The sequence below is a fragment of the Nocardia sp. CNY236 genome, from assembly GCF_000482385.1.
Classification (GTDB): Bacteria; Actinomycetota; Actinomycetes; order Mycobacteriales; family Mycobacteriaceae; genus Nocardia.
Window position 1 is genome coordinate 201,212 of record NZ_AXVD01000002.1, and the last position, 26,809, is coordinate 228,020.

The following is a 26,809-nucleotide window of genomic DNA, read 5'->3' on the forward strand; positions in this document are numbered from 1 at the left end:
GCTTGGTCGAGCAGGGTGTGGACACGGCGAGCGACACGACCGGCTGCTCAGGCGCGTTGACTACTGACCGAGACCACCTCGCCGGTCAGGTAGGTGGTGTAGTCGCTGGCCAACATTGCGATCGTCGCAGCGACTTCCCACGGCTCGGCCGCACGGCCGAACGCCTCCTGCTGCGACAGTCGGTCGAGCAACTCCGTGGAGCTGACCTTGTCCAGGAAGGCGTGTCGGGCGATACTCGGGGCCACCGCGTTGACCCGGACACCGAAATCGGCGCCTTCGAGCGCAGTGCACCGAGTCAGCGCCATCACACCGGCCTTGGCAGCGGCATAGTGCGCCTGACCGTACTGCGCGCGCCAACCGAGCACGCTGGCATTGTTCACGATCACGCCGCCATGCCCCGCATTGCGGAAATACCGGAGCGCTGCCCGCGTACAGCGGAAGGTGCCGTTGAGGGTGATGTCCAGGACACGGTCCCACTGGTCGTCACTCATGTCGACCACGGCCGTCTCCCCACCCAGCCCCGCATTGTTGACCATGATGTCCATCCGGCCGATGGCCGCGACCGCACCATCGACCAGGGCGTTCACCTGCTCGGTACTCTGCACGTCGCACGGGATCGCCGCGACCCGCCGTTCGGGAAATTCTGTGGCGAGTTCGGTCTCGGTCTGCTTCAAACGCCGCTCGTGCCAGTCGGAAACCACCACGTCCGCTCCTTCGGCCAGCAGCCTGCGGGCAGTGGCCGACCCGATTCCGGTGCCGGCCGCGGCGGTGACCACCGCTGCGCGTCCGGCCAGCAGCCCGTGCCCGGGAGTCGGCTCGGGGGCGACCGAAAGCGGCCCCGTCATGGGCGCGCCTCACGGGGCAACCCGAGCACGCGCTCGGCGATGATGTTGCGCTGCACTTCGTTCGAACCTCCGTAGATGGTGTCGGCGCGGGTGAACAGATACAACCGCTGCCATTCGCTGAGATCCTCGCCGTCCGCGACCAGGCCACGGGCGCCGAGTACGGTCATCGCCAGCTCTCCGAGCCCGCGATGCCAGTTGGCCCACAAGAGCTTCGCCACCGACGCTCGACCGCTGTCGTCCACACTCGCTCCTGCCATCGTGCGCATCGCATGCGCGCGCAGCACCCGCAGCCCGACCCATGCCCGGTCGATCTGCGCGGCGATCGATGGGTCCTCGGCTGCCCCGAGACGGCGGGCCAACGCCTCGATATCGGCCAGTTCGCGGGCGAAGCGGATCTGTTGGCCCAGAGTGGAGATGCCGCGCTCGACCGTCAGAGTGCCCATGGCGATACGCCACCCGTCCCCGGGTTCACCGACCACCAGATCGGACGAGGTGCGGGCATCGTCGAAGAACACCTCGTTGAACTCCGAGGTGCCGGTCAATTGGACGATCGGACGCACCTCGATGCCCGACTGCTTCATCGGCACCAGGAGATACGACAGACCTCTGTGCCTGCTCGAGCCACGCTCGGTCCGGGCGAGGACGAAACACCAGTCCGCAACGTGCGCCAGCGACGTCCAGATCTTCTGACCGTCGATCGACCATTCGTCGCCGTCACGCCGGGCGGCGGTGCTGATCGCAGCCAGGTCCGACCCGGCACCGGGTTCCGAATACCCTTGGCACCACAGTTCGGTGACCGCGCGGATCCCCGGAAGGAACCGGTCTTTCTGAGCCGCGGTGCCGAAGGCGAGCAGTGTCGGGCCGAGTAGTTCCTCGCCGACGTGCGAGACCCGGGCGGGCGCATTGGCCTTGGCGTATTCCTCGTGAAAGATCACTTGCTGGCGTACCGTGGCGTTGCGCCCACCATACTGCGTGGGCCAGCCCAGGCACGTCCATCCCGCAGCGGCCAGATGCCGGTCCCATGCCAGGCGCTCGTCGAATGCCTCGTGTTCGCGACCGGGCCCGCCCAGCCCGCGCAGCGCACGGAATTCTCCGCTGAGGTTCTCCGCCAACCACGCACGCACCTCGGCAGCGAATCGCACATCGGCCGCCGTGGAATTCGCCCCGTCGGGTCCGACCATGTCGGATTCTGAGGTCTGGATTGCACCCACGCCGGTAGGATAACCTACCAAGCACTTGCTTTGTAGAGTGTGCGCATAAGTGAATCCGGAGACGGTGAGGACAACCGTGACAACCACTGCTCAGACGACACCGATGGCACTGCACCATGCCGCACGAACCTTTGGTACCGCACCAGCGATCGCCGATGGAACGACCCGGCTGGACTGGACCGAACTACTCGAAGCGGTCCAGGAGGTCGCACGGGCACTCATCGCGCGCGGAGTCCAGCCCGGTGACCGGGTGGCCATGTGGTCACCGAACACCTATCACTGGGTGATCGCCGCACTCGCCGCACACTACTGCGGCGCCGTCCTGGTGCCGCTGAACACCCGCTATGTCGCAGACGAAGCCGTCGATGTGCTCGAGCGCGTGCACGCGAGAGCGTTGTTCGTCGCAGGACCGTTCCTCGGACGCGACCGACTCGCCGAATTACGCACCGCAGCGCCGGAACTCGCGATCGACACCGTAGTGGTGATACCGGTCGAACCGGACGCTGGCAACACCGATGATGCGGCACTGGAATGGTCCGATCTGGCGACGGTGGCCACGCAGGTCGCTATTGCCGACGCAGACAAGCGCGCCGAAGCGGTGGACCCGCAGGACCTGTCCGACATCATGTTCACCTCCGGCACCACCGGCCGCAGCAAGGGCACCCTGGTCGCGCATCGCCAAGCCCTCGCGGTGGTCCGCGCCTGGGCGCAGTGCGCCACCGTCCGGAGCGACGACCGATATCTGATCGTGAGCCCGTTCTTCCACAACTTCGGCTACAAAGCGGGCATCCTCGCCTGCCTCGTCACCGGGGCGACCATCATCCCGCAGGCGACCTTCGACGTACCGGAGACGATGCGGCTGGTCGGCACGGAGAAAATCACGGTGCTGCCCGGTCCGCCCACCATCTACCAGACGATCTTGGACTTCCCCGAGCGCGACGAGTACGAGTTGGATACGCTCCGGGTAGCCGTCACCGGGGCTGCGACGGTGCCGGTGGTGCTGGTCGAACGGATGCGCGCAGAACTCGCCTTCGATATCGTGATCACCGCATACGGTTTGTCGGAGGCCGCGGGTTTCGGGACCATGTGTGGGGCCGACGACGATGCCGAAACCATTGCGAATACCTGCGGCAGACCGATCGCAGACTTCGAACTGCGGCTGGGCAAAGCGGACGAGGTCTTGATGCGTGGACCCAATGTGATGGTCGGCTACCTCGACGACCCGGACAGCACCGCCCGGACCATCGACGCCGACGGCTGGCTGCACACCGGCGACGTCGGCACGATCGACGAGCGGGGCTACCTGAAGATCACCGACCGACTCAAGGACATGTACATCTGCGGCGGTTTCAATGTGTATCCGGCCGAGATCGAACAAGCTTTGGCCCGACTCGACGGTGTCGCCGAATCCGCCGTGGTCGGCGTACCCGATACCAGGATGGGCGAGGTCGGCAAAGCGTACGTGGTGCGCAAGTCCGGTTCGACGCTCACCGAGGACCAAGTGATCGCGCACGCCACCACTGTGCTGGCCAACTTCAAGGTGCCGCGGTTCGTCGAGTTCCGCGATCACCTGCCCTACAGCTCGGCCGGCAAAGTGCTCAAGCGCCGACTGCGTGAGGAGGAGATGTCGTAATGCCCGAACCGGCACGGCCCGTCGAAGCGCGGGAAGAAACAGAACGACCACAGGATGCAGTGGTCACCTACGAGCGGCGAGGTCGTGTCGCACTCGTCGCGCTGAACCGGCCCGAATATCGCAATGCGCAGAACTCGGTGATGACCTATGCGCTCGATTCTGCGTTCGAGCGTGCTGTCGAAGACCCCGACGTCGGGGTGATCGTATTGGCAGGCAATGGAAAACACTTCAGCGCAGGTCACGACATCGGCACCCCGGGCCGCGACCACCACGTGCGCTATCCGAACAAGGCGGCGCTGTGGTGGGACCATGTCGACCGAGTCGGCGGCGATCAGCGCTTCGCCCGCGAACTCGAGGTCTATCTCGGCATGTGCCGTCGCTGGCGGGAGATTCCGAAACCGACCATCGCCATGGTGCACGGTGCGTGCATCGCAGGCGGGCTCATGTTGGCATGGGTGTGTGACCTGATCGTCGCCTCCGATGATGCGTTCTTCTCCGACCCAGTGGTCCGCATGGGGATCCCGGGTGTCGAGTACTTCGCGCACCCCTGGGTGATGGGCCCGCGCGCAGCCAAGGAATTCCTGTTCACCGGCGACCGGTTCAGCGCCGCGCAGGCCAAGGAGTGGGGCATGGTCAACCGAGTGGTGCCGCGCGCCGACCTCGAGTCCGAAACCCTTGCGCTGGCCGAAAAAATCGCCGCGATGCCGCAATTCGGCCTCGCATTGACCAAGAAGGCGGTCAATCAAGCCGAGGATCTCATGGGCATGCGTTCGGGCATGGACTCGGTCTTCGGGTTACACCACTTCGCACATGCGCACAACGCCGAAGTCGGCGCCGACTCACTGGGCGGAATGAACGCCAGCTCGATGAAGGCTTCCGCGAGCGGCGCGGGACAGAACGGAACGACGTAGTGGATCTGGACTTCGACCAGGCGACTCGAGACTTCCAGCGAGAGGTACGCGAGTTCATCGCGGCCAACAAGCCGGTGAAGCCGCTGCCCTCGATGGACACCAAGGCCGGTTTCGAAGCACATCGCGCCTGGGAACGCACCCTCGCCGAGGCCCGGCTCTCGGTGGTCGCCTGGCCCGAGGAGTTCGGCGGGCGCGACGCTTCGCTGCTGGAATGGGTACTGTTCGAGCAGGAGTACTACGCCGGCGGCGCACCGGGACGGGTCAGCCAGAACGGGATATTCCTTCTGGCCCCGACACTGTTCGAGCACGGGACCCCGGAACAATTGGCGCGGATCATGCCGCGAATGGCGCGCGGCGACGACATCTGGGCGCAGGCCTGGTCGGAGCCGGAAGCCGGCAGCGACTTGGCCGGCATCCGATCCACCGCCCGGCCGACCACCGGCGGCTGGCTGTTGAGCGGCCAGAAAACCTGGAGTTCGCGGGCCGCGTTCGCAGACTGGGCGTTCGGGTTGTTCCGCAGCGACCCCGAGGCCGATCGGCACCACGGGCTCACCTACGTGATGTTCCCGTTGACCGCCGATGGGGTTTCGGTCCGCCCGATCCCACAACTGGACGGTGAGCCCGGCTTCGCGGAGATCTTTCTCGACGAGGTCTTCGTGCCCGACCGTGATGTGATCGGCGCCGCGGGCCAAGGATGGCGGGTGGCCATGAGCACCTCCAGCAACGAACGCGGCCTCTCGCTGCGCAGCCCAGGCCGCTTCAGCGCCACCGCCCAGCGACTCATCGACCTGTGGCTGCAGGTAGGCGACCAGGACGATTCCACACAGCGCGACGCGGTGGTGGATGCCTGGATCGGCAGCGAAGCGTATCGACTGCACACCTTCGGCACGGTGACCCGGCTCGACGAAGGCGGCAAGCTCGGCGCGGAATCCTCGATCACCAAGGTCTTCTGGTCCGAGCTCGACATCGCGATGCACGAAACCGCGCTCGACCTACTCGGCGCCACAGCCGAGCGCTCTGGGCCGTGGACCGACGGCTACTTGTTCGCATTGTCCGGACCGATCTATGCCGGCACCAACGAGATTCAGCGCAATATCATCGCCGAGCGGCTGCTCGGACTACCGAGAGGAAGCACTCGATGAGATTCGCGCTCAGCGCGGAACACCTGGATTTCGGCGCCAGCCTGCGTAAGCTGCTGGACGCCGGTCGTACACCGGCCGCGGTGCGTGCATGGGCCTCAGGGGATCCGGGACCGGGCCGGGCGCTGATCCGGCAGTTGTCCGGAGCCGGTGTGCTCGGACTGGCGGTCGCCGAACGATACGGCGGGCTCGGCGCCGAACCGATCGACCTGGTCGTTGCCTTCGAGGAGATCGGGCGAGCTGCCGCACCGGGTCCGCTGATCGAGACCGCGGCCGCAATTCCCGCACTGTTGCAAGCCCTTCCGGACGACGGTTTGGCCGCGCGATGGCTGCCCGGCTTCGCGGGGGGTGCCGCCTTGGGCACCATCGGTTTCGCAGCACCCGAACAGAGCACGGTCGCAGTGGACGCCGACACCGCCGAAGTCGTACTCGTGGCGCACGACAGCATCGTGTCGATCGGACACCGTACCGGCCAGGTGCGCTCACTCGATCCGGCACGTCGGTTGTTCACGGTCGCCGCCGACGACCCCGTCACCAACGAGAGTGAGCGGATACGACTCGCCGTGGAAGCGGGATTCGACATGGGTGCGCTGGCGTGTGCAGCGCAACTACTCGGGGCCGGACGAGCGCTGCTACAGACTTCGACCGAGTACGCCAAACAGCGCAGACAGTTCGGCACGCCGATCGGCCAGTTCCAAGCCGTGAAGCACAAACTCGCCGACGTGCGCATCGCGGTGGACCTGGCCGAACCGCTGCTCTACCGCGCTGCACTGACCACGACGGAACCCACTCGCAGCCGAGACGTGTCGGCCGCGGTACTCGCCTGCGGGTCGGCGGCCTACCGCGCGGCTCGCGCCGCACTTCAGGTACACGGCGCGATCGGCTACACCGCCGAATACGACCTGTCACTGTGGTTGACCAAGGTGACCGCGCTGCGTTCGGCCTGGGGTACCGCACAGCACCATCGCGCGCGAATCGCCCACGCATTGCGCGACGAAGCCACGCACGACCGCACCACACGAGGTATCACATGATCACCGCGGAACAGCAGCAATTCCTTGCCTCGATTCGCGCGCTGTTGTCCAAACACGCAACGTCGGCCGCGGTGCGCGCGGCGATGGACACCGAACTCGGCTACGACCCCGCGCTGTGGCGACTGCTGTGTACACAGACCGGTGTCTCCGCGGTGGCCATTCCGGAAGCCTACGGCGGCTTCGGCGCGAGCCTGGTCGAATCTCTGCTGGTGATACGCGAACTGGGCCGCACACTCGCGGGCGTGCCGATGCTCGGCTCGGCCGTACTCGGCGGGCAGGCGCTGGTGCTGTCAGAGGATTCCGAGGCGTGCGCCCGGCTGCTGCCCGAGCTGGCCGAGGGCACACGGACAATCGCACTGTGCTGGGCAGGCGAGCAAGGGTGGGACGAGCCGGGCGTGCACGACAGCGATGGCGCCCTCACCGGGACCGCACACTACGTGCTGCACGGGATGTCCGCCGAAACCCTGGTCGCCGTGACCTCGACCGGATTGTTCGAGGTGGATTCGGCCACGACGGGCGTGCACCGGCAATCCACGCCGAGCATGGATCCCACCCGCAGTCTTGCCGAGATCACCTTCACCGCGGCACCCGCCCGGCGCCTCGGCACCGGCGATCCGGTGACGACGAGCGCCCGGCTACGCGAAATCGCGTGGGCTGCGTTGGCCGCCGAACAGGTCGGGGCGGCCGACCGGTGTCTCGAGATGACCGTGGACTACGCCAAATCACGGGTGCAATTCGGCCGAACGATCGGCAGCTTCCAGGCACTCAAACACCGCATGGCGGACATGTACGTGCTCTTGGAATCGGCCAGGTCCGCCTCCGACGCGGCGACGGCGGCCGTAGCGGCGAACAGTGCGTCCGCCGCGGAGGATGTCTGGGTGGCTCGCGTGCACTGCTCGGAGGCATTGAATGCGATCGCCGCCGAAACCATCCAGCTGCACGGTGGAATCGCAATCACCTGGGAGCACGACGCACAGCTGTTCTTCAAACGCGCGCACGCCGACTCGCACCTGTTCGGCATGCCGCAACGCCCACTCCTACAGGTGGGATGAACCGATTCCGATGCGCGCACCGGATGACGCAACAGCCTCCCAGGGGCCGCCGTTCACCCGATGCAGTGACGAGAAACGGGACAAGGCTCGGCTGACACGATAGGTCTGCTGCCCGGGCTCCGGTCCGCACACCGTCCACCTGTCGGCGTCACGAACGGCCGGATCTCGACGACGATCCCGACCCGAGCGGGCGACCTGATCCCCTCGACAACGCATCCACTCTCCACGACGAGTCCATAATGCGGCGACGAACTCGAACCACTGGAGCCGATACGGGTCAGCACCTCGTCCCGTTCCGCGCGGCGCGCTGGAAATCCAGCGCGTTTCCCTTCCCCTCGACATCGGTTCTTCCGGCCAGTGGCCAGGGTAGGCCGGTCGTCCCGATCCGAGGAGCGGTTCACGAAACCGGCACACCTGCCGGCTCGCGAATGATCTGGGCGCAGCTGCAGTCACCTCCTCTCGAGTTCCCTCCACTGTCGCCGAGAACCGCTGGGGTTCCACGATGCGACCAGGAGCCGGACCCAGTGCGCCGAAACGAGCACTCGGGCCACCGTCCATGCTATCGGCACGTCAGCGCACGCCTCGTTAGAGATTTGTCAATTCGTGACGTGGCGGTGAAGCGACCATCGCCGGCGCCTTCGAGGTGACATTTCGAACACGGCGCGAGGTGATCGAATCGCTGCCCGCGCCCGCATACCGCTGCACACCTGTCCGCCACCTCACGCGAGGGTACAATCAGCGGATATGACCGAAACGAGGCGCGGCCACGTCAAAGTCGAGACCAGCCAGAAGCGGGTGCGGGCTTATCTAGGCGGACATCTGGTGGCCGATACGGTCAGACCAGTACTCGTATGGGAGAACCCGTACTACCCGACCTACTATCTGCCGGTCGCCGATGTGCGGGTCAAGCTCGAACCGAACGGCAGCACTCGGCACTCCACCAGCCGCGGCGACGCGACCGGCTACGACGTCGTCGCCGACGGCACAACGGCCACCGAAGCAGCGCTGCGGTACCACGACTCTTCCCTGCTCGAACTGCGCGACCTGGTCAGATTGGACTGGGACGCGATGGACGAATGGTTCGAAGAGGACGAGCCGATCTACGTCCACCCACGCAACCCGTACTCGCGTGTCGATATTCTGGCCAGCTCACGGCATGTACGGGTGGAAATCGACGGCGTCACGGTCGCGGATTCACACACACCGCGAATCCTCTTCGAAACCGGCTTGCCCGCGCGGTATTACCTGCCGATGACCGATGTTCGGATGGACCTGCTTCATTCGTCGGACACCAGGACCCGCTGCCCGTACAAGGGCACCGCGGAGTATTGGAGCGTCCGGATCGAGGGCACGGACTACCCGGACTATGTCTGGGGTTACCGCACACCGCTTCCCGAGAGCCAAAAAGTCGCCGGTCTGGTCTGTTTCTACAGCGAGAAGGTGGACATCTACCTGGACGGCGAACTCCAGGAACGGCCACGCTCGCCGTTCGCCTGATCCGGGAGCGCCGGTCGAGGCGCGACGGAACGAGATCGGGCATAGTCGAGTCATGACGAACACCCGACCGGCCCTCGCCGCCGCGCTCGACTTGGCGCCCCATCCCGAAGGGGGCTGGTATCGCCAGACATGGACCAGTCCGGTCGATTTCACCCCACCGGGGTACGGCGGTTCGCGCGCGAGCGCGACTGCGATCTACTATCTCCTGCTGCCCGGCGAGCGCTCCGCCCCGCACACCCTGCGGTCGGACGAAGTGTGGCTCTGGCATCGCGGCGGACCACTGGCATTGAACATCCGCGGCGAAGAGGTGATTCTCGGCCCCGACGTGGAACGCCAGCAGTTGCCGCAAGCCGTTGTGCCCAGCGGGGCCAGTCAGTGGGCTCGGCCGGCGGGGGACGAGTACGTCCTGGTCAGCTGTATCGTTGCGCCCGGATTCGACTTCGCCGACTTTCGGCTGGACTGACCGATGCACTGCCTCGCGGCTACTCGGGGATGTGGAGCACGCCCTCGTTCACGGCCCAGGCGATGGTGCGACTCAGCTGGGGACAGGACTGCGGTCCGCCTGGCCCCTGACCGCTCGAGCCCAGCTCGGCGAACAGCGGGCAGCTCTCGGCCGGATCGCCGGTCCACTGAACCGACGTCTGCCGTGCGCTGCTCTTGCGCACCAACACCTGGCTCCCGCATGCCTGACACCGCAAGGGGGTGAGGCCATCCTCGAGATACCGCTGCCGGTCGAGCGCCGTTTGCGCGCGCACCTCGGCACGCCGAGCGGGCTGATCGGCGAAATCGGGTGCCTTCGCCCAGCTGGCGCTCATCAGACACCTGCCTCGGCTTCCTCCGCGGCGCGCCTGCGCCGGAGATTTTCGGCGACCTCGGCCTCCCATGCCTCATTGGCTTTGGTGGTGTCCACCTCGAACTCGAAGCGCTGGGTCATCTTCTCGGTGACATCGGCCCGATCGACGTAGAACTGCTCGTACCATCGCCTCAGCTGATAGACAGGCCCGTCCTCCTCGCACAACAGCGGGTTCTCGACCTTGGATTTGTGCTTCCAGATCTCGACGTCCTGTTGGAACCCCACACTGATACCGTCGGTCATCTTCTCGGCCAGCCGGTCGGCCATATCGCCCTCGACGCCCTGCGGCTTCTCCAGCGTAATACCCCATTGCAGGACGAAGGAGTCCTGGGTGACCGGGTAGTGGCAGTTGATCAAGACGCTGTTGACCTCGTAACCGCTGTAGATGTTGGTCAACGGGTTGATCATGTAGGAAGGCCCGTAGTAGGCGGCCTCGGACTTCAACAGCGTGTCGCCGTCGTACTTGGAGGCCATACCGATATCCGGTCTGCCCTTGGTCTCCAGGAACTGGGTGGCGATATGACCCTCGAAGACGTTCTTGAAATAGGTCGGGAAGGCATAGTGGATGTAGAAGAAATGGGCCATGTCGACCACGTTGTCGATGATCTCACGGCAATTGGCGCCTTCGATCAGGATCGAGTTCCACGTCCACTCGGTCCAGCCGCTGTCGCAGACCTCCACCGGGCCGCCGTCGGTATCGGTATAAGGACCCTTGATATATGGAATGGTGACCTCGGGCGGGGGCTCACTGCCCTCGTGATCGTGCCAGACGAACAGCTGGCCGTTACGTTCCAGCGTCGTCCACCTCCGAGTGCGGGCCAACGGCGGCACACGACGCGCGTATGGAATCGCGGTGCACTTCCCGCTGGTCCCCGACCAACGCCAATCGTGGAATGGGCAGGCGATGTCATCGCCCTTGATCTCGCCCATGCTCAGGTCGCCGCCCATGTGCCTGCAGTACGCGTCGAGTACCTGCAGCTCACCAGCACGATCGGCCCAGACGACGAGTTTGACGCCGAACGCATTGACCGCATGCGGCTTACCGTCCCGGAACGTCTTGGCCAGACCCAGGCAATGCCATCCCCGCGCATACCGGTTGGGCACAGTGCCGACATCGAGATCTCGGACCTTCGCACCGCGCCCGTGTGGGGTAACTGCCATCGCGATTCCTCCTCCTTCTACACTAGAACACGTTACAAAACTGATCCCCGCGACGCCAGCGGTCGACCACACTTCCTGCATGGGCCCACCTTCGACGAGGGGGCGGCGGAGGTTCTCGACATAAATAGGAACCTGTTCTAATCTCAGAGACGAAAACGTATCCTCTGTCGATCGACCAAGCAGGAGCAGGTCCCGAGATGACGCAAGAAGTGACCGAACGGGTCGAAGCGCTGTTGCCGATGTTGCGCGAGCACGCACAGGAGGCCGAAGACCTCCGGCGTATACCCGAGGAAACCATGAAGGCGTTGCAGGAGACCGGCTTCTTCCGGCTACTCCAGCCCAAACAGTGGGGTGGCCATGCCGCCGATCCGGTGGTGTTCTACGACACCGCACGCACGATCGCCAGCGCGTGTGGCTCCACCGGCTGGGTCGCGGGCATCGTCGGGGTACACAACTGGCACCTGGCTCTGTTCGAGCAGCAAGCACAGGAAGACGTTTGGGGCGAAGACAGCGAGGTACGTATCTCCTCGTCCTATGCGCCGATGGGTGCCGGCACCGTCGTGGATGGTGGATACCTGGTCAAAGGCGCGTGGGCGTGGTCGTCCGGTTGTGACCATGCAACCTGGACGGTACTCGGCGGCCCGGTGATCAAGGACGGCAAGCCAGTCGATTTCGGCAGCTTCCTGCTCCCGCGCGAGGACTACCGGATCGATGACGTATGGAACGTGGTGGGGCTGCGCGGAACCGGCTCCAACACGATCGTGGTCCAGGACGTGTTCGTACCAGCGCACCGCTTCCTGAGCTTCCGCGCCATGAGCGAGTTGAAATCGCCTGGCTTGGCGCGCAATACCGACCCGGTATACAAAATGCCGTGGGGCACCATCCATCCCACCACGATCTCCGCGCCGATCGTCGGTATGGCCTATGGCGCATACGAGGCACACGTCGAACACCAGGGCAAACGCGTTCGCGCAGCATTCGCGGGCGAAAAGGCCAAAGAAGACCCCTTTGCCAAAGTACGTATCGCGGAAGCCGCCAGCGACATCGATGCCGCGTGGCGACAACTGTCCGGCAATGTCGCCGACGAATACGCACTTCTGGTAAAGGGACAGGAGATTCCGTTCGATCTTCGCGTACGCGCCCGGCGCGATCAGGTGCGTGCCACCGGCCGCTGCATCGCGGCGATCGACAAGCTCTTCGAAAGCTCGGGCGCCACCGCGCTGTCGAACGGAACTCCACTACAGCGATTCTGGCGTGACGCCCACGCCGGCCGAGTGCATGCGGCCAACGATCCCGAGCGTGCCTACGTCATGTATGGCACCCACGAATTCGGGCTCCCGGTCACCGACGGGATGGTATAGGAGTCCATCATGCCCGCAACCGTCGAACTCACCGCCGAATCGACCTCCCGCTATGCGCAAGTGCGCCCCGACCTGCGCCTGCACTACCACGAGGCGGGTGAAGGCGCCGGACCGACGATCGTACTGTTGCACGGTGGGGGTCCCGGCGCGTCTTCGTGGTCGAACTTCGCCCGCAACATTCCAGTGCTCGCCGAGCATTTCCATGTGCTCGCCGTGGACCAGCCAGGATTCGGCCTTTCGGACAAGCCGACCGATCATCCGCAATATTTCACCCATAGCGCCGCGGCCCTCGCGGATCTGCTCGACCACATGCAGATCACCACACGAGTGCACCTGCTGGGCAATTCGCTCGGAGGCGGCGCCGCGGTGCGGTTCGCGCTGGACTACCCGGATCGAGCCGGAAAGCTGATCTTGATGGGCCCGGGCGGGTTGAGCGCCAATGTGTTCTCCGCCGACCCGACCGAGGGGGTGAAACTGCTGTCCGCCTTCAACTACCAGCCGACTCGGGACAATCTCGAGGCGTTCCTGCGTGTCATGGTCTTCGACCAGTCGCTGGTCACCGAAGAACTGATCGACGAGCGGTTCGCCTCTGCCAGCGCCCCGGAGTCGCTTGCCGCGACCCGCGCCATGGGCAAATCCTTCGCCGGTCCGGACTTCGAGAAGGGCATGCTCTGGCGCGAGGCCTACAAGCTCCGGCAACCGGTGCTGTTGATCTGGGGGCGCGAGGACCGGGTGAACCCACTGGACGGAGCGATCGTGGCCACGAAGATGATCCCCCGTGCCCAGCTGCACGTCTTCGGGGCATGCGGGCACTGGGCCCAGCTGGAGAAGTTCCACGAATTCAATCGCTTGGCCATCGACTTCCTCGCCGGCACCAAGGAGAAGTGATGGGAATTCGCTCACTGGGATATCTACGCATCGAGGCGACCGACATGGCCGCCTGGAGGGAGTATGGGCTGAAGGTCCTCGGGGTGGTCGAGGGCAAGGGCAGCGACCCCGAGGCGCTGTATTTTCGCTTGGACGAGTTCCCCGCCCGGCTGGTAATCGTTCCCGGCGAAAAGGACCGGCTCCAGCTCTCGGGCTGGGAGACCGCGAATGCCGCAGACTTACAGGATATTCGCGGCCGACTGGACGCTGCGGGCGTGCCCTACAAGGAGGGCACCGCTACCGAACTGGCCGAACGTCGCGTCTACGAGTTGATCAGATTCGACGATCCCTCCGGCAACACCCTCGAGGTATTCCACGGTGTCGCTTTGGAACATCGCCGGGTGGTCAGCCCGTACGGGCACAGGTTCGTCACCGAGCGGCAAGGACTCGGGCACGTGGTACTCAGCACCAAAGACGACAAAGCCGCCCTGGAATTCTATCGAGATGTGCTCGGCTTCCGACTGCGTGACTCGATGCGGCTGCCACCACAGCTGGTCGGGCGACCGGCCGATGGCGAGCCCGCCTGGCTGCGCTTCTTCGGCTGTAACCCGCGCCACCACTCGTTGGCATTTCTGCCGATGCCGACACCCAGCGGCATCGTGCATCTCATGCTCGAAGTGGAGCAGGCCGACGACGTGGGGCTGTGTCTGGATCGTGCACTGCGCAAGCAGGTTCCGATGTCCGCGACGCTCGGGCGGCATGTCAACGACAAGATGCTATCGTTCTACATGAAGACGCCCGGCGGGTTCGATGTCGAATTCGGCTGCGAGGGATTGGAAGTGGACGACAGCGACTGGATTGCCCGGGAATCCACCGCAGTGAGTCTGTGGGGTCACGATTTCAGCGTCGGACAGCGACCGCAGTGATCGAGAAGGCAGGCGAGGCGATGACCTTGGACGAATCCACCACCAGGGACGGGGCCGAACCGTCGAGAGCCGAACCGTCGAATGCCGAACCATCGAGAACTGGAGCCGACACACCGCAGGCCGGGGGTGAGATCGATCCCCGGCATTTCCGCACCGTCCTCGGCCAGTTCTGTACCGGTATCACGGTGATCACCACCTTCGACAGTGACCAGAAACCGGTCGGCTTCGCCTGCCAGTCGTTCGCCGCCCTGTCGTTGGATCCTCCGTTGGTGCTGTTCTGCCCGACCAAGGCGTCGAGGTCTTGGGCCGCGATCGAGAAGACCGGCCGCTTCTGTGCGAATGTCTTGGCCGAGCAGCAGCGTGAGCTGTGCGCCCGCTTCGGTTCTCGAACAGCCGACAAGTTCGCCGACGCCGCCTGGTATACCTCCGACCTCGACCTCCCGGCACTGCACGATGCCCTGGCCGTCATCGAATGCACAGTCGATCGCGTGGCCGACGGTGGCGATCACTACATCGTGATCGGCCGGGTCCAGTCCTTGTCCGAGACAACGGCCGCCGGCCGACCATTGTTGTTCTACCGTGGCCAATACACTGCCATCGAACCCGACAAGACCACCCCGGCGCCCTGGCGCGCCGACCTCGAACACTTCCTCACCACCACGACCTTGGATACCTGGTTGTAGGTTTCGGGCAGTTATCGGGCTGTGGAGGCTCGGACTGTGGGGCTCGGTCCGGGGTGGGCAGCCCGAATGCCGCCCACCGCCCTTGCTCAGGCAGAGACCACCGTCTGCTCCCGCTGAATTTCCAAAGCGATGTCGATGAGCTGATCTTCCTGTCCACCCACAAGCTTGCGCTTGCCCGCACGAACGAGCATTTCGGCCGCGGACACACCGTAACGCTCGGCTTGACGCTCGGCGTGCTTGAGGAAGCTGGAATACACCCCCGCATAGCCCATCATGAGTGCTTGGCGGTCGAGCAGGCATTCCTGGGGCATCGCGGGCCGAACAACGTCTTCCGCGGCATCGGCGATGGCGAAGAAGTCGATACCGGTCTCGACACCCAGCTTGTCGCAGACGCCGACCAATGCTTCGACCGGAGTGTTACCGGCGCCGGCTCCGAAACGCCGCGCACTGCCGTCGATTTGGGTGGCGCCGGCACGAATGGCGTAGACGGAGTTGGCGACGGCCAAGTCGAGATTCTCGTGGCCATGGAACCCGACCTGAGCGTCGTCACCGAGTTCGGCGACCAATGCCGCGACCCGGTCGGAAACCTGTTCGAGCACCAGAGCACCGGCGGAATCCACGATATAGACACAGTGGCAACCCGCGTCGGCCATGATGCGAGCCTGCTTCGCCAACACCTCGGGTGGCTCGGTGTGCGACATCATCAGGAATCCGACCGTCTCCAAGCCGAGTTCACGGGCAAGCCCGAAATGCTGGATCGACACGTCGGCCTCGGTGCAGTGCGTGGCGATGCGACAGATCGACGCGCCGTTGTCCCGGGAAATTCTGATGTCTTCCTTCACGCCGACGCCGGGCAGCATCAACACGGCGATCTTCGCATCTCGAGCCGTCTCGGCGGCGATGCCGACCAACTGTTGCTCCGGAGTCTTGGAGAATCCATAGTTGAACGACGAGCCGCCGAGTCCGTCGCCATGAGTCACCTCGATCACCGGCACGCCGGCGCCGTCGAGCGCGGCGACGATGTCACGAACCTCGGTGGCGGTGAACTGATGACGCTTGTGGTGCGACCCGTCCCGCAACGACGTATCGGTGATACGGATATCGAGTTCTGCTGAGTAGACCATGAAACGCTCCTTACACCTGGGCCGAGACGATCTGTTCGGCGACGACCTCGCCTACTCGAGTGGCGGCTGCGGTCATGATGTCGAGGTTGCCCGCGTACGGCGGCAGGAAATCTCCCGCTCCCTCGACCTCCACGAACACCGATACTTTCGCCATCCCGCCGGACACGACCGAAGGGCTGTCGAATTGCGGTTCGTTGAGCAGGCGGTATCCGGGCACGTATTGCTGGATATCGCCGACCATTGCATGAATGGAGTCGGCGATCGCGGCGGTGTCGGCGTCGTCGGGAATGGCGCAGAAGATGGTGTCGCGCATGATCATGGGTGGTTCGGCAGGGTTGAGGATGATGATCGCCTTACCGCGCTGCGCTCCGCCGATGGTCTCCACACCCCGGCTGGTGGTCTTGGTGAATTCATCGATATTGGCGCGCGTACCGGGGCCGGCCGAGACCGAGGACACCGATGCGACGATCTCCGCGTACGGCACCGGGACCACCCGTGATACCGCGGCGACGATCGGGATCGTCGCCTGCCCACCACAGGTGATCATATTGACATTCGGTGCGTCCAGATGAGCCCCGAGGTTGACCGGAGGCACCACCGCCGGCCCGATGGCGGCGGGAGTGAGGTCCACCGCCCGGATGTTCGCCTCGGCATAGCGGGCCGCCGCCGCGCGGTGCACATACGCCGAGGTCGCCTCGAAGAGCAGGTCCGGTAGCTCGGACTGCTCGAGCAACCAGTCCACACCCTCGTGCGAGGTCTGAAGACCCAGCCCGCGAGCGCGCTTCAGACCTTCGCTGTCCGGGTCGATCCCGATCATCCAGCGTGGTTCGATCTTCGTCGAGCGCAGCAACTTGTAGAGCAGATCGGTACTGATATTTCCGGACCCGACGATCGCGGCGGTGACGGTCCCATTCGCGGACACGGCATCCTCCCTAGGTGAATTGCAGACGGACAGAACCGAGTCCGGCGAACTCGGCATGGAACGCATCGCCCGGACGCGCATCGATGGCGCGGGTGCACGATCCGGGCAGAACGATGTCGCCGGCTTTGAGCCGGACACCGAAATCCGCGACTTTGCGCGCCAACCAAGCGACCGCGATCACCGGATCGCCGAGCACCGCGTCACTGCGCCCCTGCGCGACAACCGCACCGTTGCGCGTGAGCACCGCGTCGATTGCGGTGACATCGATGTCCGCCGGCGCGACGCGCTGAACACCGAGCACGAAGCCAGCTGATGAGGCGTTGTCGGAAATGGTGTCGGCCAGTCCGATATTCCAGTCTTTGATTCGCGAGTCGATCAGTTCGATCGCTGGCGCAAGGGCCACTGTGGCAGCCAGCACGTCCTGTTCGGTACAGTGCGCACCAGGAAGATCGGCGCCGAGCACGAACCCGACCTCCACCTCGACCCGGGGAAACAGATAGCCGTCGGCTTCGACCGGAACATCCTCGTAGACCTGCATATCCGCGAGCAGGTGCCCGTAATCGGGTTCGTCCACGCCCATCATCTGCTGCATGGCCTTCGAGGACAGGCCCACCTTGTGGCCGACCACCCGAGCACCTCGATCGAGCTTGCGGCGAATATTGATCAACTGGATCTCGTAGGCGTCGACCACATCGATGTCGGGATGCCCGGCGATCAAAGGATCGATCGGCACCCGTTCGCGCTCGGCACGTTCGAGTTCGTCGGCCAATTCGGCTCGCGCCGTGTCGGACAGCACACTAATTTCCTTCCGCACTTGCTCGATCGCGATCTCTTCGCTCGACCGACGAGCGCTGCTCGCTCGCCGACCGGCCCGCTCGTCGGCCGGAGAAAACACAGTCGGCCAACGCCAGCCCACTGACATAGGAGTTCGAGCAGATGCCGATCGCGGTGCGCCCAGCCGCATAGAGGCCGGGGATATCGACACCCTGCGTCGACTCGACCGCTCCGGTGCGCTCGTTCACGACAACGCCGCCGAGAGTGAGCATGGGGCACGGGTTGGTCAGGCTCGGTTTGATACCCACATCCAACAACCAGAATGGGCCGGTCCGGGCGGATACGGTGAATTCCGCGGGCTTGCCGACCGGATCGGGGGCGCCGGCGTCGATTGCGGCGTTGTGCGCTTCGACAGTGGCACGCAATCCGGCAGGGTCGATGCCCGCTTTCGCGGCGGCGACCTCCACCGTCGCGCCGCGAATCGCGGTGCGACGCATGGTTTCGAACTGCATGCGCTGAAACCAGGTGGCCTCGCCGGCGATCTGTCCGATCGCGCGACGCATCAGCACGTCATCGACCAACAACCACCCCTTGGCGCCGTGCTCGGCGACCAATGCGCGGCCTATCGCTGCCCCGTAGCGGGTCTCGTCGATGACTCGACGACCGTCCGCATCCACCAGGATCGCGCCGGTGAAGGCGCTGGGCGGCAAGATGAATCGCCACGCGGAGATGGCATCCATGCGGTCGACGGCCGCACCGGCCTGCTGAGCCATCAGGATGCCGCGGCCATCGTCGGCAATGGTGCCGAGCTGGAGTCCACCGCGATAGGCGGGCGCGTGCTCGCGCATCATCTCACGATTGGCGATGAACCCACCGGCGCTGACGACGACACCGCGCCGGGCCTGGACCCGGATGGTCCTGCCGTATACACGCTCCAACCGCCGCATCTGCCGGTCCAGCATCCAACGCAACGGGGGGTAGTAGATACCCGGCTTGGCCGCGATCTGCGCCATGCGGGTGTAGCGCCACCGTACCCAACGGGGAGCCTCGCGCAGTGTGTGGCATTCGACGCCGACCACTGCGCCGGCGCCATCGGTGATCAATTCGGTTACTCGCGTGCGAGTTTCCACGCGCACCCCCTGCCGAGATGCCGCCGCAGCGAGCGGCGCGGTGAGGCGCTTACCGGAGGTACCTTTGCCTTTGACGCGATGCCCGCGTTGCGCAGCCGGAATGTCACCGAATGCGCCGGAGATCTCGCTGCCGGAGAAATACAGGTAGTAGTCGTCGTTCGGATAGGACGTTTTGTATGGGCACAATGCGGCGTCGAACGGCACGCCGTGTTGCTTCAACCACTCGATGAGGGCCGGGCTCTCCGCGACGAACCGGCGCAGCGTCTGCGGGCTGACCACGTCGCCGACCTCACGTTCGAGATAGGCATACATCGCCTCCGGGGTGTCTTCGACACCGGCCGCCCGTTGCACCGAGGTGCCACCACCGGCGTAGACGATGCCACCGGACAAAGCCGACGCGCCGCCGCCGGCGAAGCGCTCCAGCACGAGCACCTGCGCGCCGGTCGCGGCCGCCTCCAACGCCGCTGCCGCACCGGCCGCGCCGAAACCGACCACAACCACATCGGCGGCGAGGTCCCATTCGAGGTCCATATCCTGCACTCCGGTCCTGAATTGAAACAAGTTTCCTCGACAAACGAGATCACGAGCAAGTGATCTGCCAGACAACATAGACCAACAGCGCGTTCATTCTATAACGTGTTCTACATGACGGATCGGGAATACGACGTGGTGGTGGTCGGCAGCGGCGCCGCCGGCATGACCGCCGCCCTCACCGCGGCCTACCATGGGCTCAGCGTGGTGGTCATCGAAAAGGCCGCCCGCTACGGCGGGTCGACCGCACGCTCCGGCGGAGGAGTGTGGATCCCGGGCAACAAGGCGCTGCGCGCATCCGGCCGCCCCGACGATCGTGAGGACGCGCGAACCTACCTGCATGCCATCATCGGCGACGTCGTACCGAAGGAACGGATCGACACCTTCATCGATCGCGGAGCCGAGGCCCTCGACTTCGTCCTCGACCACACGCCACTGAAAATGCGCTGGGTACCAGGCTATTCGGACTATTACCCCGAGTCCCCCGGGGGCCGCGCAACTGGGCGCTCCTGCGAACCGAAGCCATTCGACGCGAAGGTCCTCGGTTCCGAGCGTTTCAATCTGGAACCTGGATACGGCAAGGCCCCGTTGAATGTCGTGGTCACCCAAGCCGACTTCAAACAGCTCAATCTCATCCGGCGACACCCTCGCGGCATGGTGCGCGCGATGCGGGTCGGCGCACGCACCACCTGGGCCCGACTGACTCGCAAACATCTGCTGGGCCTGGGGCAAGCGCTGATGGCCGCGCTGCGCAAAGGTCTGATGGACGCGCAGGTGCCCCTACTGTTGGAGACTCCCCTGACCCGGCTGATCATCGAGAACGATCGAGTCACCGGCGTCGAGGCGCAACACCGAGGCGAACCCGTCCGCTTCACCGCCCGCCACGGCGTGGTGCTGGCATGCGGCGGCTTCGAGCACAATGCCGAGATGCGGCACACCTACCAGCGCGAGCCCATCACCACCGAATGGACCGCGGGCGCGGCAGCCAATACCGGCGACGGCATCCGCGCCGGTCTCGACCTCGGCGCAGCCGTGGACATCATGGCCGATGCCTGGTGGGGGCCGACCATCTTCGCCGGAAGCAAGACATGGTTCTGCCTGGCCGAACGCAATCAGCCCGGTTGCATCATCGTCAACGCCGATGGCAAGCGGTTCGGCAACGAGTCCGCCCCCTATGTCGAGGCGGTGCACACCATGTACGGCGGCGAGCACGGCCAAGGAGACGGTGCCGGGGAGAACTTGCCTGCCTGGCTGGTGTTCGACCAGCGCTACCGCAATCGCTACCTGTTCGCCGGGCTCCAGCCCGGCCAGCGATTCCCGTCACGATGGATGGAGAACGGCCGTATCGTGCAGGCACCGACACTCGACGAGCTCGCCTCGAAAATCAGCGTGCCAGAACAGAATCTGGCCGCTACGGTCGAGCGGTTCAACGGCTTCGCCGCCACCGGAGTGGACGAGGACTTCCACCGCGGCGACAGCGCCTACGACCGGTACTACGGTGACCCCACGGTCAAACCCAACCCGTGCCTGGCAGCACTACAGCAGGGACCGTTCTACGCAGCCGAGGTCGTTCCCGGTGACCTCGGCACCAAGGGCGGTCTGGTGACCGATACGTCCGGCCGAGTGCTACGCGAGGACGACACCGCCATCGACGGTCTCTATGCCTCGGGCAACGTGAGCGCCCCGGTAATGGGCCATACCTATGCCGGACCTGGCGCCACCATCGGTCCGGCGATCACCTTCGGATACCTCGCGGTATTGGACATCGCCGAACGCAAGCAACGACAATCCGCCGCCGCAGCGCCCGGAGCGTGATTCGACCCGCATTGCGCCAGCGCCGGCACGCCGAGTGGGCAAGACTGAGGCCACCGGACGGACATGTCCCCAAGCGCTACCCCGGCGCCACCACGTCCCTCCGATAGCACGCACAAGGAGTACCGATGCCCATCGACCCGAAGATCGCGCTCGGCGCGGAACTACCGAGCCAGGAGTTCGCGTGGACCGCATCGGATGTGCAGCTCTACCACCTCGGTCTGGGTGCGGGTGCACGCTCGCAGGACCCGGCCGAGTTGACCTACCTCGATGATCGGAAACCGAAGGTGCTGCCGACATTCGCCACGGTAGCGCCGACACTGCACATCACCGAGGCGCCGACGGTGAGTTTCCCCGGCGTCGACATCGATCTGGCCAAAGTGGTGCACGGCCATCAGGAAGTCGAGCTGCACCAGCCGATCCCCGCGGCAGGCAAAGCAACCAGCACCGGTCGGATCGTGGAGCTCTGGGACAAGGGCTCGGCAGCGGTCGTGGTTCAGCAGCACACCGCGACCGACACCGACGGACGCCCGCTGTGGACGGCGCGATCCTCGGTGTTCGCCAAGGGCGAGGGCGGTTTCGGTGGCGACCGGGGACCCAGCGCCAAGACCGAACTGCCCGACCGGGAACCGGATTTCGACATCACCACGCCGACGCTGCCACAGCAGGCATTGCTCTATCGGATGTGCGGCGACCGCAACCCGTTGCACTCGGACCCGGAATTCGCTCGGTCAGCAGGGTTTCCCGCCCCGATCCTGCACGGACTGTGCACCTACGGCCTCGTTTGCAAGGCCGTGACCGACACCGTGCTCGGCGCCGACACCAGCCGCGTCACCGGCTTCCGCGCCCGCTTCGCGGGGGTGCTCTACCCAGGAGAAACGATCCACACCCGAATCTGGCGAGGCACCGATGAGCTCACCATCGCCGCGACCGTCGTCGAGCGCGACGAGGCGCCGGTTCTCGGCGACGTCACCCTGCGATTTCGGCCCGCCTGACGCGCCACCGCCCGAGGCGACCCCGCACCCACCGTGAGCGATCACCAGCCCGGGGTCAGTCCCCACGCAGCCGCCGCGCCGCCAAGCCCTCGATCACCAGCGCATACAACACGACGATCACCACTGGAGCCGCCAACGGCGCCCACGCCGGGCGCAGCGGCACCAGTGCGGCAGCGGCAGCGGCAGCCGTGAAGCCGACCGCGGCGATCAGCGACGCCAGAGTAGTGGGTACCACCCCGCGCGGCGCGGTCACCGACGTCGCGTTCAGCATGTACGTGGTGGCCGCCAATCCCGTTGCCGCAGAAGCGAGCACACCGGCTTCGCCGGCCGCGAGCACACCGAGCGCAAGCAGCACTGCACCGACCGCCACCGAGCGAAACCACCAGCCGCCCGCGGCGAGGATCACCGCAGGTATACCCGCCCACGGCTGCAGCAGGGCGATCACCGCCGCGAGCAGAAGGCCGGAGACCACAGCGAGGAAACGAATCACCGGCGCACCCGCCGACTTCGACGATGCTCTGGAAGCATGCGCAAGACCTGGTCCAAGCGAGCGCCCTGCGGCCAGGCCACGATGTCGACGCCGACCGCGCCCATGTCCCGGTACATCGCTGCGCGCTCGAGCTGCCACATCCGGGCCAGAACCGAATCGAGATCCTCCCGGAAGGGCGCACCGCGTAGCACATCTACCGCAACCACCGTATGGCCGCGCTTGCGCAGGTCGATCAGGGCGAGTGCGAACTGGGTATCCAACAGCGTGGAGAATGCCACCACGATCGCGCCCGGCGGCACCGCCGCGTGCGGCGCCAGGGTTCCGGTCGTGGGAACGTGCTCGTCGCCGACCCCGAGCACGGTATCGATGATGCGGTAGAACTGCCGCCGGCCGATGTCCGGCCGCAGCCAGCGCGGCGCTCGGCCCAGGCACACCACCGCGGTCCGGTCACCGGCCTGCAGCGTCGACTGCACGACCTGCGCTGCACCGCGTACCGACAGCTCGAGCGAGTCGGTAGCCGGCCCCGGGGCCTGCTGCGAAGTGTCGACCAGCACAACGACGTCGGCGGAGCGGTTGGTCAACCGTTCGGTGACGTAGAGTCGCCCACGCCGCGCACTGACCGCCCAGTTCACCGAGCGCAGCTGGTCGCCGGGCGCATAGGCGCGGATATCGGCGTACTCGACTCCGGGGCCGTGCCGGCGGGTCAGGTGGGTACCCAGTCGCTCGGGAAGATCGGTGTGCGGCACACGCATCGGCTGCGGGTCGGTGATCGGGTAGACGAACAGTTGACCTGCCGGCAGCACAACCGTGGCGATCGCGAGCCCTGCCGGACTCAGGGCCGACACCCGCACCGACACGGGGTATCGCCCCCATCGGCGCGCCGTGAGCGCAAGGTGCAACCCGGCCGGCGCGTGCCCGGATTCGTTGGCCGCGGCGATCCGAAGCTCGAGGCCCGCGGGACACTCGGGTTTCAACCGTAACAGCGCGTGGCCGTGTTCGACGTATGCGGCCACCGCCAGCACCACTTCCTCGGATTCGAAACACCGCACCGTGCCACCGCCGTCGAGCTGGACCCGGGTGGACGTCTGCTGCCAGGGCGCCGTGACGAGCACACCGAGCAGCGGCGCGGCGAAGACCACCAGCTGCCCTTTGCCGAGCAGCACGGCCAGCACCAGAGCCGCCGCAGCGCACCCGGCGAGCAAGAAGGCCAGTGGCGCCGGCCGCCAGTGCAGTTCGGCGTCGACCGTGGAGCCGACGTCACGATGCTTCATGACACGCTGGCACGCGGAACCGGAAGGCGGCGCAGCAGTTCCGCGATCACATCCTCGCCGCGGATGCGGCGCACCCACATCTCCGGCCGCAGCGTGATTCGGTGCGCAATAGCCGGGATGGCCAGCGCTTTCACGTCTTCGGGGATCACGAAGTCGCGACCGTGCAGCAATGCCCGCGCGCGGGACATCTGCACGAGGTCGAGTTCGGCGCGTGGGCTCGCCCCGACTTCGACCTGCGGATGTCCTCTGGTCGCCGCGGCCAATGCGACGACATATCCGACCACGTCGGGATGCACGGTCACGTATTCGACCGATTGGCGCATCTCCAGCAGACCCTGCGCATCCACGACCTGGCCGACCTGCGCAGGCGCGCCACCACGTTCCAGTCGGCGCCGGATCATCTGCGTCTCGTCGTGTTCGGACAGGTATCCCAAGCGCAGCTGGATGGCGAACCGGTCGAGCTGGGCTTCCGGTAGCGGGTAGGTGCCCTCGTATTCGATCGGGTTGTCGGTGGCCAGCACGATGAACGGTTGCGGCAGCGGATAGGTCTCGCCGTCTATGCTGACCTGGCCTTCGGCCATCGCCTCCAAGAGCGCGGCCTGGGTTTTCGGCGGAGTGCGGTTCACCTCGTCGGCCAGGAGCATGTTGGTGAACACCGGACCACGTCGGAAGGTGAACCGACCGGAGGACATATCGTAGATCGTCGACCCGAGCAGATCGGCGGGTAGCAGGTCCGGGGTGAATTGTGCTCGGGTGAAGCGCAGCCCGAGCGTGGCAGCGAACGATCGCGCGATGAGCGTCTTGCCGAGGCCGGGCAGGTCTTCGATCAGTACGTGACCGCCGGACAGCACTGCGATCAGAATCAACTGCAACTCGTCGCGCTTACCGACCACGACCCTGGACAATTCCCGGAGCACGGCCTCACTGCGTCGGACGGTCGCTTCCATCGGCATGGTCATCGGCGTATTCGCACCTGCCTCATCTCACGTCACATTCTCTGCAAGCGACACAGGATCTCCTCCAACGCCGCTCGTCCCGGCGCCGGGCTGGTCTCGTCACGCCATGCCGAATCGGCCGGATCCACCCATGGCCACAGCTCAGGTCCGAACTGGTGGATGCCCGCCGCTTCCGCCGCTCGCCGGTTCTTCGCTCCGCGCTGGCCACTGGCCAGTTCGAACTCACGGGCCAGCAAGGGACGCAGGTAACGGTCCCACTCCGCTCGGGTACCGTCGGCCCGATCGGCGAGGATCTGGGTCCTGGCCTCCCAGCTGGCCAGCATCTGCGCCGGCCCATTCGCCATACCGTCGACATCGGAGTCGTCGCGGGGGTCGCGACGAGCCGACAACGACCAGATCAGCCAGCCCAGCGCTATCGCGACCGGGATCGCGACGAAGACCGACAGCAGGTCCCGCGCACGATGCACCGCCACCAACTCGACAACCGCGACAACGATCAGGCAGGCCATCACGGCGGCTATTCGAGTCATGCCCGCTCCTTTCTCGCACGCTCGCCGGTCCGGTGCGGGTGCTGCTCGTGGTCTCGAGCACTCGTCGGCGCCTCCTCCTCGAGGTCGGCGAGCACCACGCGCAGCAGTTGTTCGGCTCGCATACGCTGCCACTCCAGCATGGCGTGCGGGCTGAATCTGGCCTCCTCGAACAGCGCTACCAGTTCTCGTGCGGACGCGTCGCGCAACGCACCTCGATCGAAGGCTCGGGCGAGTACCTCCGTGGGTGTGTCCGAGACCAGCGGGGCCGCGGAGCGCGCAGATGCCAAGCCCTGCTCCATGGCGAGGTAGCAGGCGATGATCGCGCTGCGGGGGTCTTGGCCGGGTGCGGTCATCGCAGCGAGACCCATCTCGGCGGCACGCACCAGCGAGTGCGCTGCGGTAGCTTCACCAGGAGGCGGAGTCGGTGCTGGAGGCGGCGACCGTCGCCGAGACGCCACCGCAACCACCACCGAGCCGGTGACCGCGACCGCCAGCAGACCGGCGGCCGCGATACCGGTCAGCAATTGGGCGAAACCGGACGGCTCCGGTGCCGCGGTGCCCCCGGGCTCGGCCGGCGCCGCAGTGTCGTGCTGGGTAGGTGCGTCGGTGCTCGTCACGGGCGCCGCCGGCGACTCGGGCGCGTCCGAGCGGGTCGGAGCGATCGAATAGATCGCGAACCCGGCAGCGAGCAGCAGAGCCAGCACCGCGAGCACTCCGAGCACCGCCGGACCCAACCGCTCGATCCGCCACGATCGGCGCTCTTCGTCCCGCTGCGGCTGCGGCAGGGCCAGCGGCAACCGGTGCTGACCAGCGAGCACCCCAGCCACCAGGATCACGATCGAAACCGCTAGCAAGACCGGCATCAGCGCGACCGACAGTACGGAGGGGGTGTGCTCGGCCGGCCGAGTGTCGCCGGTTCCCGGGATGTATCCGCGCAGCGCCAGGACGGCACAAACTACCAGCGTGATCAGCACGATCACGCGCAGTATCGGCGCGCGTGCCCAGGCCACTGAGTTACCACCAAATCCGAGTACAGCGTGTTTGCGCACATGGTTGCATGTCGTGCGGTGCGCTCGGGACGAAATCGAGTACATCGAGCCC

26 protein-coding genes are annotated in these 26,809 nt (G+C 65.7%); 13 read left to right on the forward strand and 13 right to left on the reverse strand.

Features of this window, described 5'->3' with window-relative positions; translation table 11 throughout:
- Positions 1 to 47: 47 nt before the first annotated feature.
- Positions 48 to 845, reverse strand: a complete 798-nt coding sequence (locus tag K940_RS0102795; protein WP_028476265.1) for an SDR family oxidoreductase — start codon at positions 843 to 845, stop codon at positions 48 to 50.
- A complete protein-coding gene (locus K940_RS0102800) occupies positions 842 to 2,056 on the reverse strand; it encodes an acyl-CoA dehydrogenase family protein (protein WP_028476266.1) in 1,215 nt (404 codons plus the stop codon). The genes K940_RS0102795 and K940_RS0102800 overlap by 4 nt, the downstream gene beginning before the upstream one ends.
- Positions 2,057 to 2,132: 76 nt before the next feature.
- Between K940_RS0102800 and K940_RS0102805 the strand changes: the two genes are divergently transcribed.
- The 7 genes from K940_RS0102805 (at position 2,133) to K940_RS0102835 (ending at position 9,785) form a co-directional block, all read left to right on the forward strand.
- On the forward strand, positions 2,133 to 3,689 hold the full coding sequence (locus K940_RS0102805; RefSeq protein WP_028476267.1) for a FadD3 family acyl-CoA ligase: 1,557 nt from the start codon (positions 2,133 to 2,135) through the stop codon (positions 3,687 to 3,689).
- Positions 3,689 to 4,600, forward strand: a complete 912-nt coding sequence (locus K940_RS0102810; protein ID WP_051406813.1) for an enoyl-CoA hydratase — start codon at positions 3,689 to 3,691, stop codon at positions 4,598 to 4,600. Before K940_RS0102805 ends, K940_RS0102810 begins: the two co-directional genes overlap by 1 nt.
- Positions 4,600 to 5,742, forward strand: coding sequence for an acyl-CoA dehydrogenase family protein (locus K940_RS0102815; RefSeq protein WP_028476269.1), 1,143 nt, complete (start codon positions 4,600 to 4,602; stop codon positions 5,740 to 5,742). Before K940_RS0102810 ends, K940_RS0102815 begins: the two co-directional genes overlap by 1 nt.
- Positions 5,739 to 6,773 carry an acyl-CoA dehydrogenase family protein gene (locus K940_RS0102820; RefSeq protein ID WP_028476270.1) on the forward strand — a complete coding sequence of 345 codons (1,035 nt, stop codon included), beginning with the start codon at positions 5,739 to 5,741 and terminating at the stop codon, positions 6,771 to 6,773. The genes K940_RS0102815 and K940_RS0102820 overlap by 4 nt, the downstream gene beginning before the upstream one ends.
- Positions 6,770 to 7,825 (forward strand): acyl-CoA dehydrogenase family protein, encoded by a 1,056-nt coding sequence (locus tag K940_RS0102825; RefSeq protein ID WP_028476271.1) that lies wholly within the window; start codon positions 6,770 to 6,772, stop codon positions 7,823 to 7,825. The genes K940_RS0102820 and K940_RS0102825 overlap by 4 nt, the downstream gene beginning before the upstream one ends.
- A 744-nt stretch (positions 7,826 to 8,569) precedes the next feature.
- A complete protein-coding gene (locus tag K940_RS0102830) occupies positions 8,570 to 9,322 on the forward strand; it encodes a DUF427 domain-containing protein (protein WP_028476272.1) in 753 nt (250 codons plus the stop codon).
- A 52-nt stretch (positions 9,323 to 9,374) separates the two neighbouring features.
- A complete protein-coding gene (locus K940_RS0102835) occupies positions 9,375 to 9,785 on the forward strand; it encodes a cupin domain-containing protein (RefSeq protein ID WP_028476273.1) in 411 nt (136 codons plus the stop codon).
- A 19-nt stretch (positions 9,786 to 9,804) separates the two neighbouring features.
- Here the strand turns inward: K940_RS0102835 and K940_RS0102840 are convergent, their stop codons facing one another.
- Both K940_RS0102840 and K940_RS0102845 read right to left on the reverse strand, forming a co-directional pair.
- Positions 9,805 to 10,137: a hypothetical protein gene (locus K940_RS0102840; protein ID WP_028476274.1), complete on the reverse strand. Its 333-nt coding sequence runs from the start codon at positions 10,135 to 10,137 to the stop codon at positions 9,805 to 9,807.
- Complete coding sequence (locus K940_RS0102845) at positions 10,137 to 11,336, reverse strand: Rieske 2Fe-2S domain-containing protein (protein ID WP_028476275.1); 1,200 nt, start codon at positions 11,334 to 11,336, stop codon at positions 10,137 to 10,139. The genes K940_RS0102840 and K940_RS0102845 overlap by 1 nt, the downstream gene beginning before the upstream one ends.
- Before the next feature lie 197 nt (positions 11,337 to 11,533).
- On the opposite strand from K940_RS0102845, the gene hsaA reads away from it, so the two are divergent.
- Genes hsaA through hsaB form a run of 4 tightly spaced genes read left to right on the forward strand, consistent with a single transcriptional unit; the run spans position 11,534 to position 15,173 of the window.
- Positions 11,534 to 12,697 carry a 3-hydroxy-9,10-secoandrosta-1,3,5(10)-triene-9,17-dione monooxygenase oxygenase subunit gene (gene hsaA, locus K940_RS0102850; RefSeq protein ID WP_036527308.1) on the forward strand — a complete coding sequence of 388 codons (1,164 nt, stop codon included), beginning with the start codon at positions 11,534 to 11,536 and terminating at the stop codon, positions 12,695 to 12,697.
- 9 nt (positions 12,698 to 12,706) lie between these two features.
- Positions 12,707 to 13,585 (forward strand): 4,5:9,10-diseco-3-hydroxy-5,9,17-trioxoandrosta-1(10),2-diene-4-oate hydrolase, encoded by an 879-nt coding sequence (hsaD, locus tag K940_RS0102855; protein WP_028476277.1) that lies wholly within the window; start codon positions 12,707 to 12,709, stop codon positions 13,583 to 13,585.
- Positions 13,585 to 14,490, forward strand: a complete 906-nt coding sequence (hsaC, locus tag K940_RS0102860) for an iron-dependent extradiol dioxygenase HsaC (RefSeq protein ID WP_028476278.1) — start codon at positions 13,585 to 13,587, stop codon at positions 14,488 to 14,490. Before hsaD ends, hsaC begins: the two co-directional genes overlap by 1 nt.
- On the forward strand, positions 14,487 to 15,173 hold the full coding sequence (hsaB, locus tag K940_RS0102865; RefSeq protein ID WP_231390219.1) for a 3-hydroxy-9,10-secoandrosta-1,3,5(10)-triene-9,17-dione monooxygenase reductase subunit: 687 nt from the start codon (positions 14,487 to 14,489) through the stop codon (positions 15,171 to 15,173). Before hsaC ends, hsaB begins: the two co-directional genes overlap by 4 nt.
- 86 nt (positions 15,174 to 15,259) lie before the next feature.
- On the opposite strand, the gene dmpG is transcribed toward hsaB, so the two are convergent.
- From dmpG to K940_RS0102885, 4 genes are read right to left on the reverse strand one after another with little or no spacing between them, the layout of a single operon-like run.
- The gene (gene dmpG, locus K940_RS0102870; protein WP_028476280.1) at positions 15,260 to 16,297 is read right to left on the reverse strand and encodes a 4-hydroxy-2-oxovalerate aldolase; all 1,038 of its coding nucleotides are present in this window, start codon (positions 16,295 to 16,297) and stop codon (positions 15,260 to 15,262) included.
- Positions 16,298 to 16,307: 10 nt separating this feature from the next.
- Positions 16,308 to 17,219: an acetaldehyde dehydrogenase (acetylating) gene (locus K940_RS0102875; RefSeq protein ID WP_028476281.1), complete on the reverse strand. Its 912-nt coding sequence runs from the start codon at positions 17,217 to 17,219 to the stop codon at positions 16,308 to 16,310.
- Positions 17,220 to 17,229: 10 nt separating this feature from the next.
- Complete coding sequence (locus K940_RS0102880) at positions 17,230 to 18,015, reverse strand: 2-keto-4-pentenoate hydratase (protein WP_028476282.1); 786 nt, start codon at positions 18,013 to 18,015, stop codon at positions 17,230 to 17,232.
- Position 18,016: 1 nt separating this feature from the next.
- Positions 18,017 to 19,654 (reverse strand): FAD-binding protein, encoded by a 1,638-nt coding sequence (locus K940_RS0102885; protein WP_036527377.1) that lies wholly within the window; start codon positions 19,652 to 19,654, stop codon positions 18,017 to 18,019.
- A gap of 105 nt (positions 19,655 to 19,759) precedes the next feature.
- Between K940_RS0102885 and kstD the strand changes: the two genes are divergently transcribed.
- The gene (kstD, locus tag K940_RS0102890) at positions 19,760 to 21,469 is read left to right on the forward strand and encodes a 3-oxosteroid 1-dehydrogenase (RefSeq protein ID WP_028476284.1); all 1,710 of its coding nucleotides are present in this window, start codon (positions 19,760 to 19,762) and stop codon (positions 21,467 to 21,469) included.
- Between the two features lie 125 nt (positions 21,470 to 21,594).
- Positions 21,595 to 22,461, forward strand: coding sequence for a MaoC/PaaZ C-terminal domain-containing protein (locus K940_RS0102895; protein WP_028476285.1), 867 nt, complete (start codon positions 21,595 to 21,597; stop codon positions 22,459 to 22,461).
- Between the two features lie 55 nt (positions 22,462 to 22,516).
- On the opposite strand, the gene K940_RS0102900 is transcribed toward K940_RS0102895, so the two are convergent.
- From K940_RS0102900 to K940_RS26720, 5 genes are read right to left on the reverse strand one after another with little or no spacing between them, the layout of a single operon-like run.
- A complete protein-coding gene (locus K940_RS0102900; protein WP_028476286.1) occupies positions 22,517 to 22,951 on the reverse strand; it encodes a hypothetical protein in 435 nt (144 codons plus the stop codon).
- A complete protein-coding gene (locus K940_RS0102905; protein ID WP_028476287.1) occupies positions 22,948 to 24,222 on the reverse strand; it encodes a DUF58 domain-containing protein in 1,275 nt (424 codons plus the stop codon). The genes K940_RS0102900 and K940_RS0102905 overlap by 4 nt, the downstream gene beginning before the upstream one ends.
- On the reverse strand, positions 24,219 to 25,181 hold the full coding sequence (locus tag K940_RS0102910; RefSeq protein WP_028476288.1) for a MoxR family ATPase: 963 nt from the start codon (positions 25,179 to 25,181) through the stop codon (positions 24,219 to 24,221). The genes K940_RS0102905 and K940_RS0102910 overlap by 4 nt, the downstream gene beginning before the upstream one ends.
- A 29-nt stretch (positions 25,182 to 25,210) precedes the next feature.
- On the reverse strand, positions 25,211 to 25,708 hold the full coding sequence (locus K940_RS0102915) for a hypothetical protein (RefSeq protein WP_028476289.1): 498 nt from the start codon (positions 25,706 to 25,708) through the stop codon (positions 25,211 to 25,213).
- Positions 25,705 to 26,718: a DUF4129 domain-containing protein gene (locus tag K940_RS26720; RefSeq protein ID WP_231390220.1), complete on the reverse strand. Its 1,014-nt coding sequence runs from the start codon at positions 26,716 to 26,718 to the stop codon at positions 25,705 to 25,707. Before K940_RS26720 ends, K940_RS0102915 begins: the two co-directional genes overlap by 4 nt.
- Positions 26,719 to 26,809 lie beyond the last annotated feature (91 nt).

What these genes read in the sequence shown, in the direction of transcription:
- K940_RS0102795 (WP_028476265.1), bottom strand. Translation starts at nt 845, where the DNA reads ATGACGGGGCCGCTTTCGGTCGCCCCCGAGCCGACTCCCGGGCACGGG.
- K940_RS0102810 (WP_051406813.1), top strand. Translation starts at nt 3,689, where the DNA reads ATGCCCGAACCGGCACGGCCCGTCGAAGCGCGGGAAGAAACAGAACGA.
- K940_RS0102820 (WP_028476270.1), top strand. Translation starts at nt 5,739, where the DNA reads ATGAGATTCGCGCTCAGCGCGGAACACCTGGATTTCGGCGCCAGCCTG.
- K940_RS0102825 (WP_028476271.1), top strand. Translation starts at nt 6,770, where the DNA reads ATGATCACCGCGGAACAGCAGCAATTCCTTGCCTCGATTCGCGCGCTG.
- K940_RS0102830 (WP_028476272.1), top strand. Translation starts at nt 8,570, where the DNA reads ATGACCGAAACGAGGCGCGGCCACGTCAAAGTCGAGACCAGCCAGAAG.
- K940_RS0102835 (WP_028476273.1), top strand. Translation starts at nt 9,375, where the DNA reads ATGACGAACACCCGACCGGCCCTCGCCGCCGCGCTCGACTTGGCGCCC.
- K940_RS0102840 (WP_028476274.1), bottom strand. Translation starts at nt 10,137, where the DNA reads ATGAGCGCCAGCTGGGCGAAGGCACCCGATTTCGCCGATCAGCCCGCT.
- K940_RS0102845 (WP_028476275.1), bottom strand. Translation starts at nt 11,336, where the DNA reads ATGGCAGTTACCCCACACGGGCGCGGTGCGAAGGTCCGAGATCTCGAT.
- hsaA (WP_036527308.1), top strand. Translation starts at nt 11,534, where the DNA reads ATGACGCAAGAAGTGACCGAACGGGTCGAAGCGCTGTTGCCGATGTTG.
- hsaD (WP_028476277.1), top strand. Translation starts at nt 12,707, where the DNA reads ATGCCCGCAACCGTCGAACTCACCGCCGAATCGACCTCCCGCTATGCG.
- hsaC (WP_028476278.1), top strand. Translation starts at nt 13,585, where the DNA reads ATGGGAATTCGCTCACTGGGATATCTACGCATCGAGGCGACCGACATG.
- dmpG (WP_028476280.1), bottom strand. Translation starts at nt 16,297, where the DNA reads ATGGTCTACTCAGCAGAACTCGATATCCGTATCACCGATACGTCGTTG.
- K940_RS0102885 (WP_036527377.1), bottom strand. Translation starts at nt 19,654, where the DNA reads ATGGACCTCGAATGGGACCTCGCCGCCGATGTGGTTGTGGTCGGTTTC.
- K940_RS0102895 (WP_028476285.1), top strand. Translation starts at nt 21,595, where the DNA reads ATGCCCATCGACCCGAAGATCGCGCTCGGCGCGGAACTACCGAGCCAG.
- K940_RS0102905 (WP_028476287.1), bottom strand. Translation starts at nt 24,222, where the DNA reads ATGAAGCATCGTGACGTCGGCTCCACGGTCGACGCCGAACTGCACTGG.
- K940_RS0102910 (WP_028476288.1), bottom strand. Translation starts at nt 25,181, where the DNA reads ATGACCATGCCGATGGAAGCGACCGTCCGACGCAGTGAGGCCGTGCTC.
- K940_RS0102915 (WP_028476289.1), bottom strand. Translation starts at nt 25,708, where the DNA reads ATGACTCGAATAGCCGCCGTGATGGCCTGCCTGATCGTTGTCGCGGTT.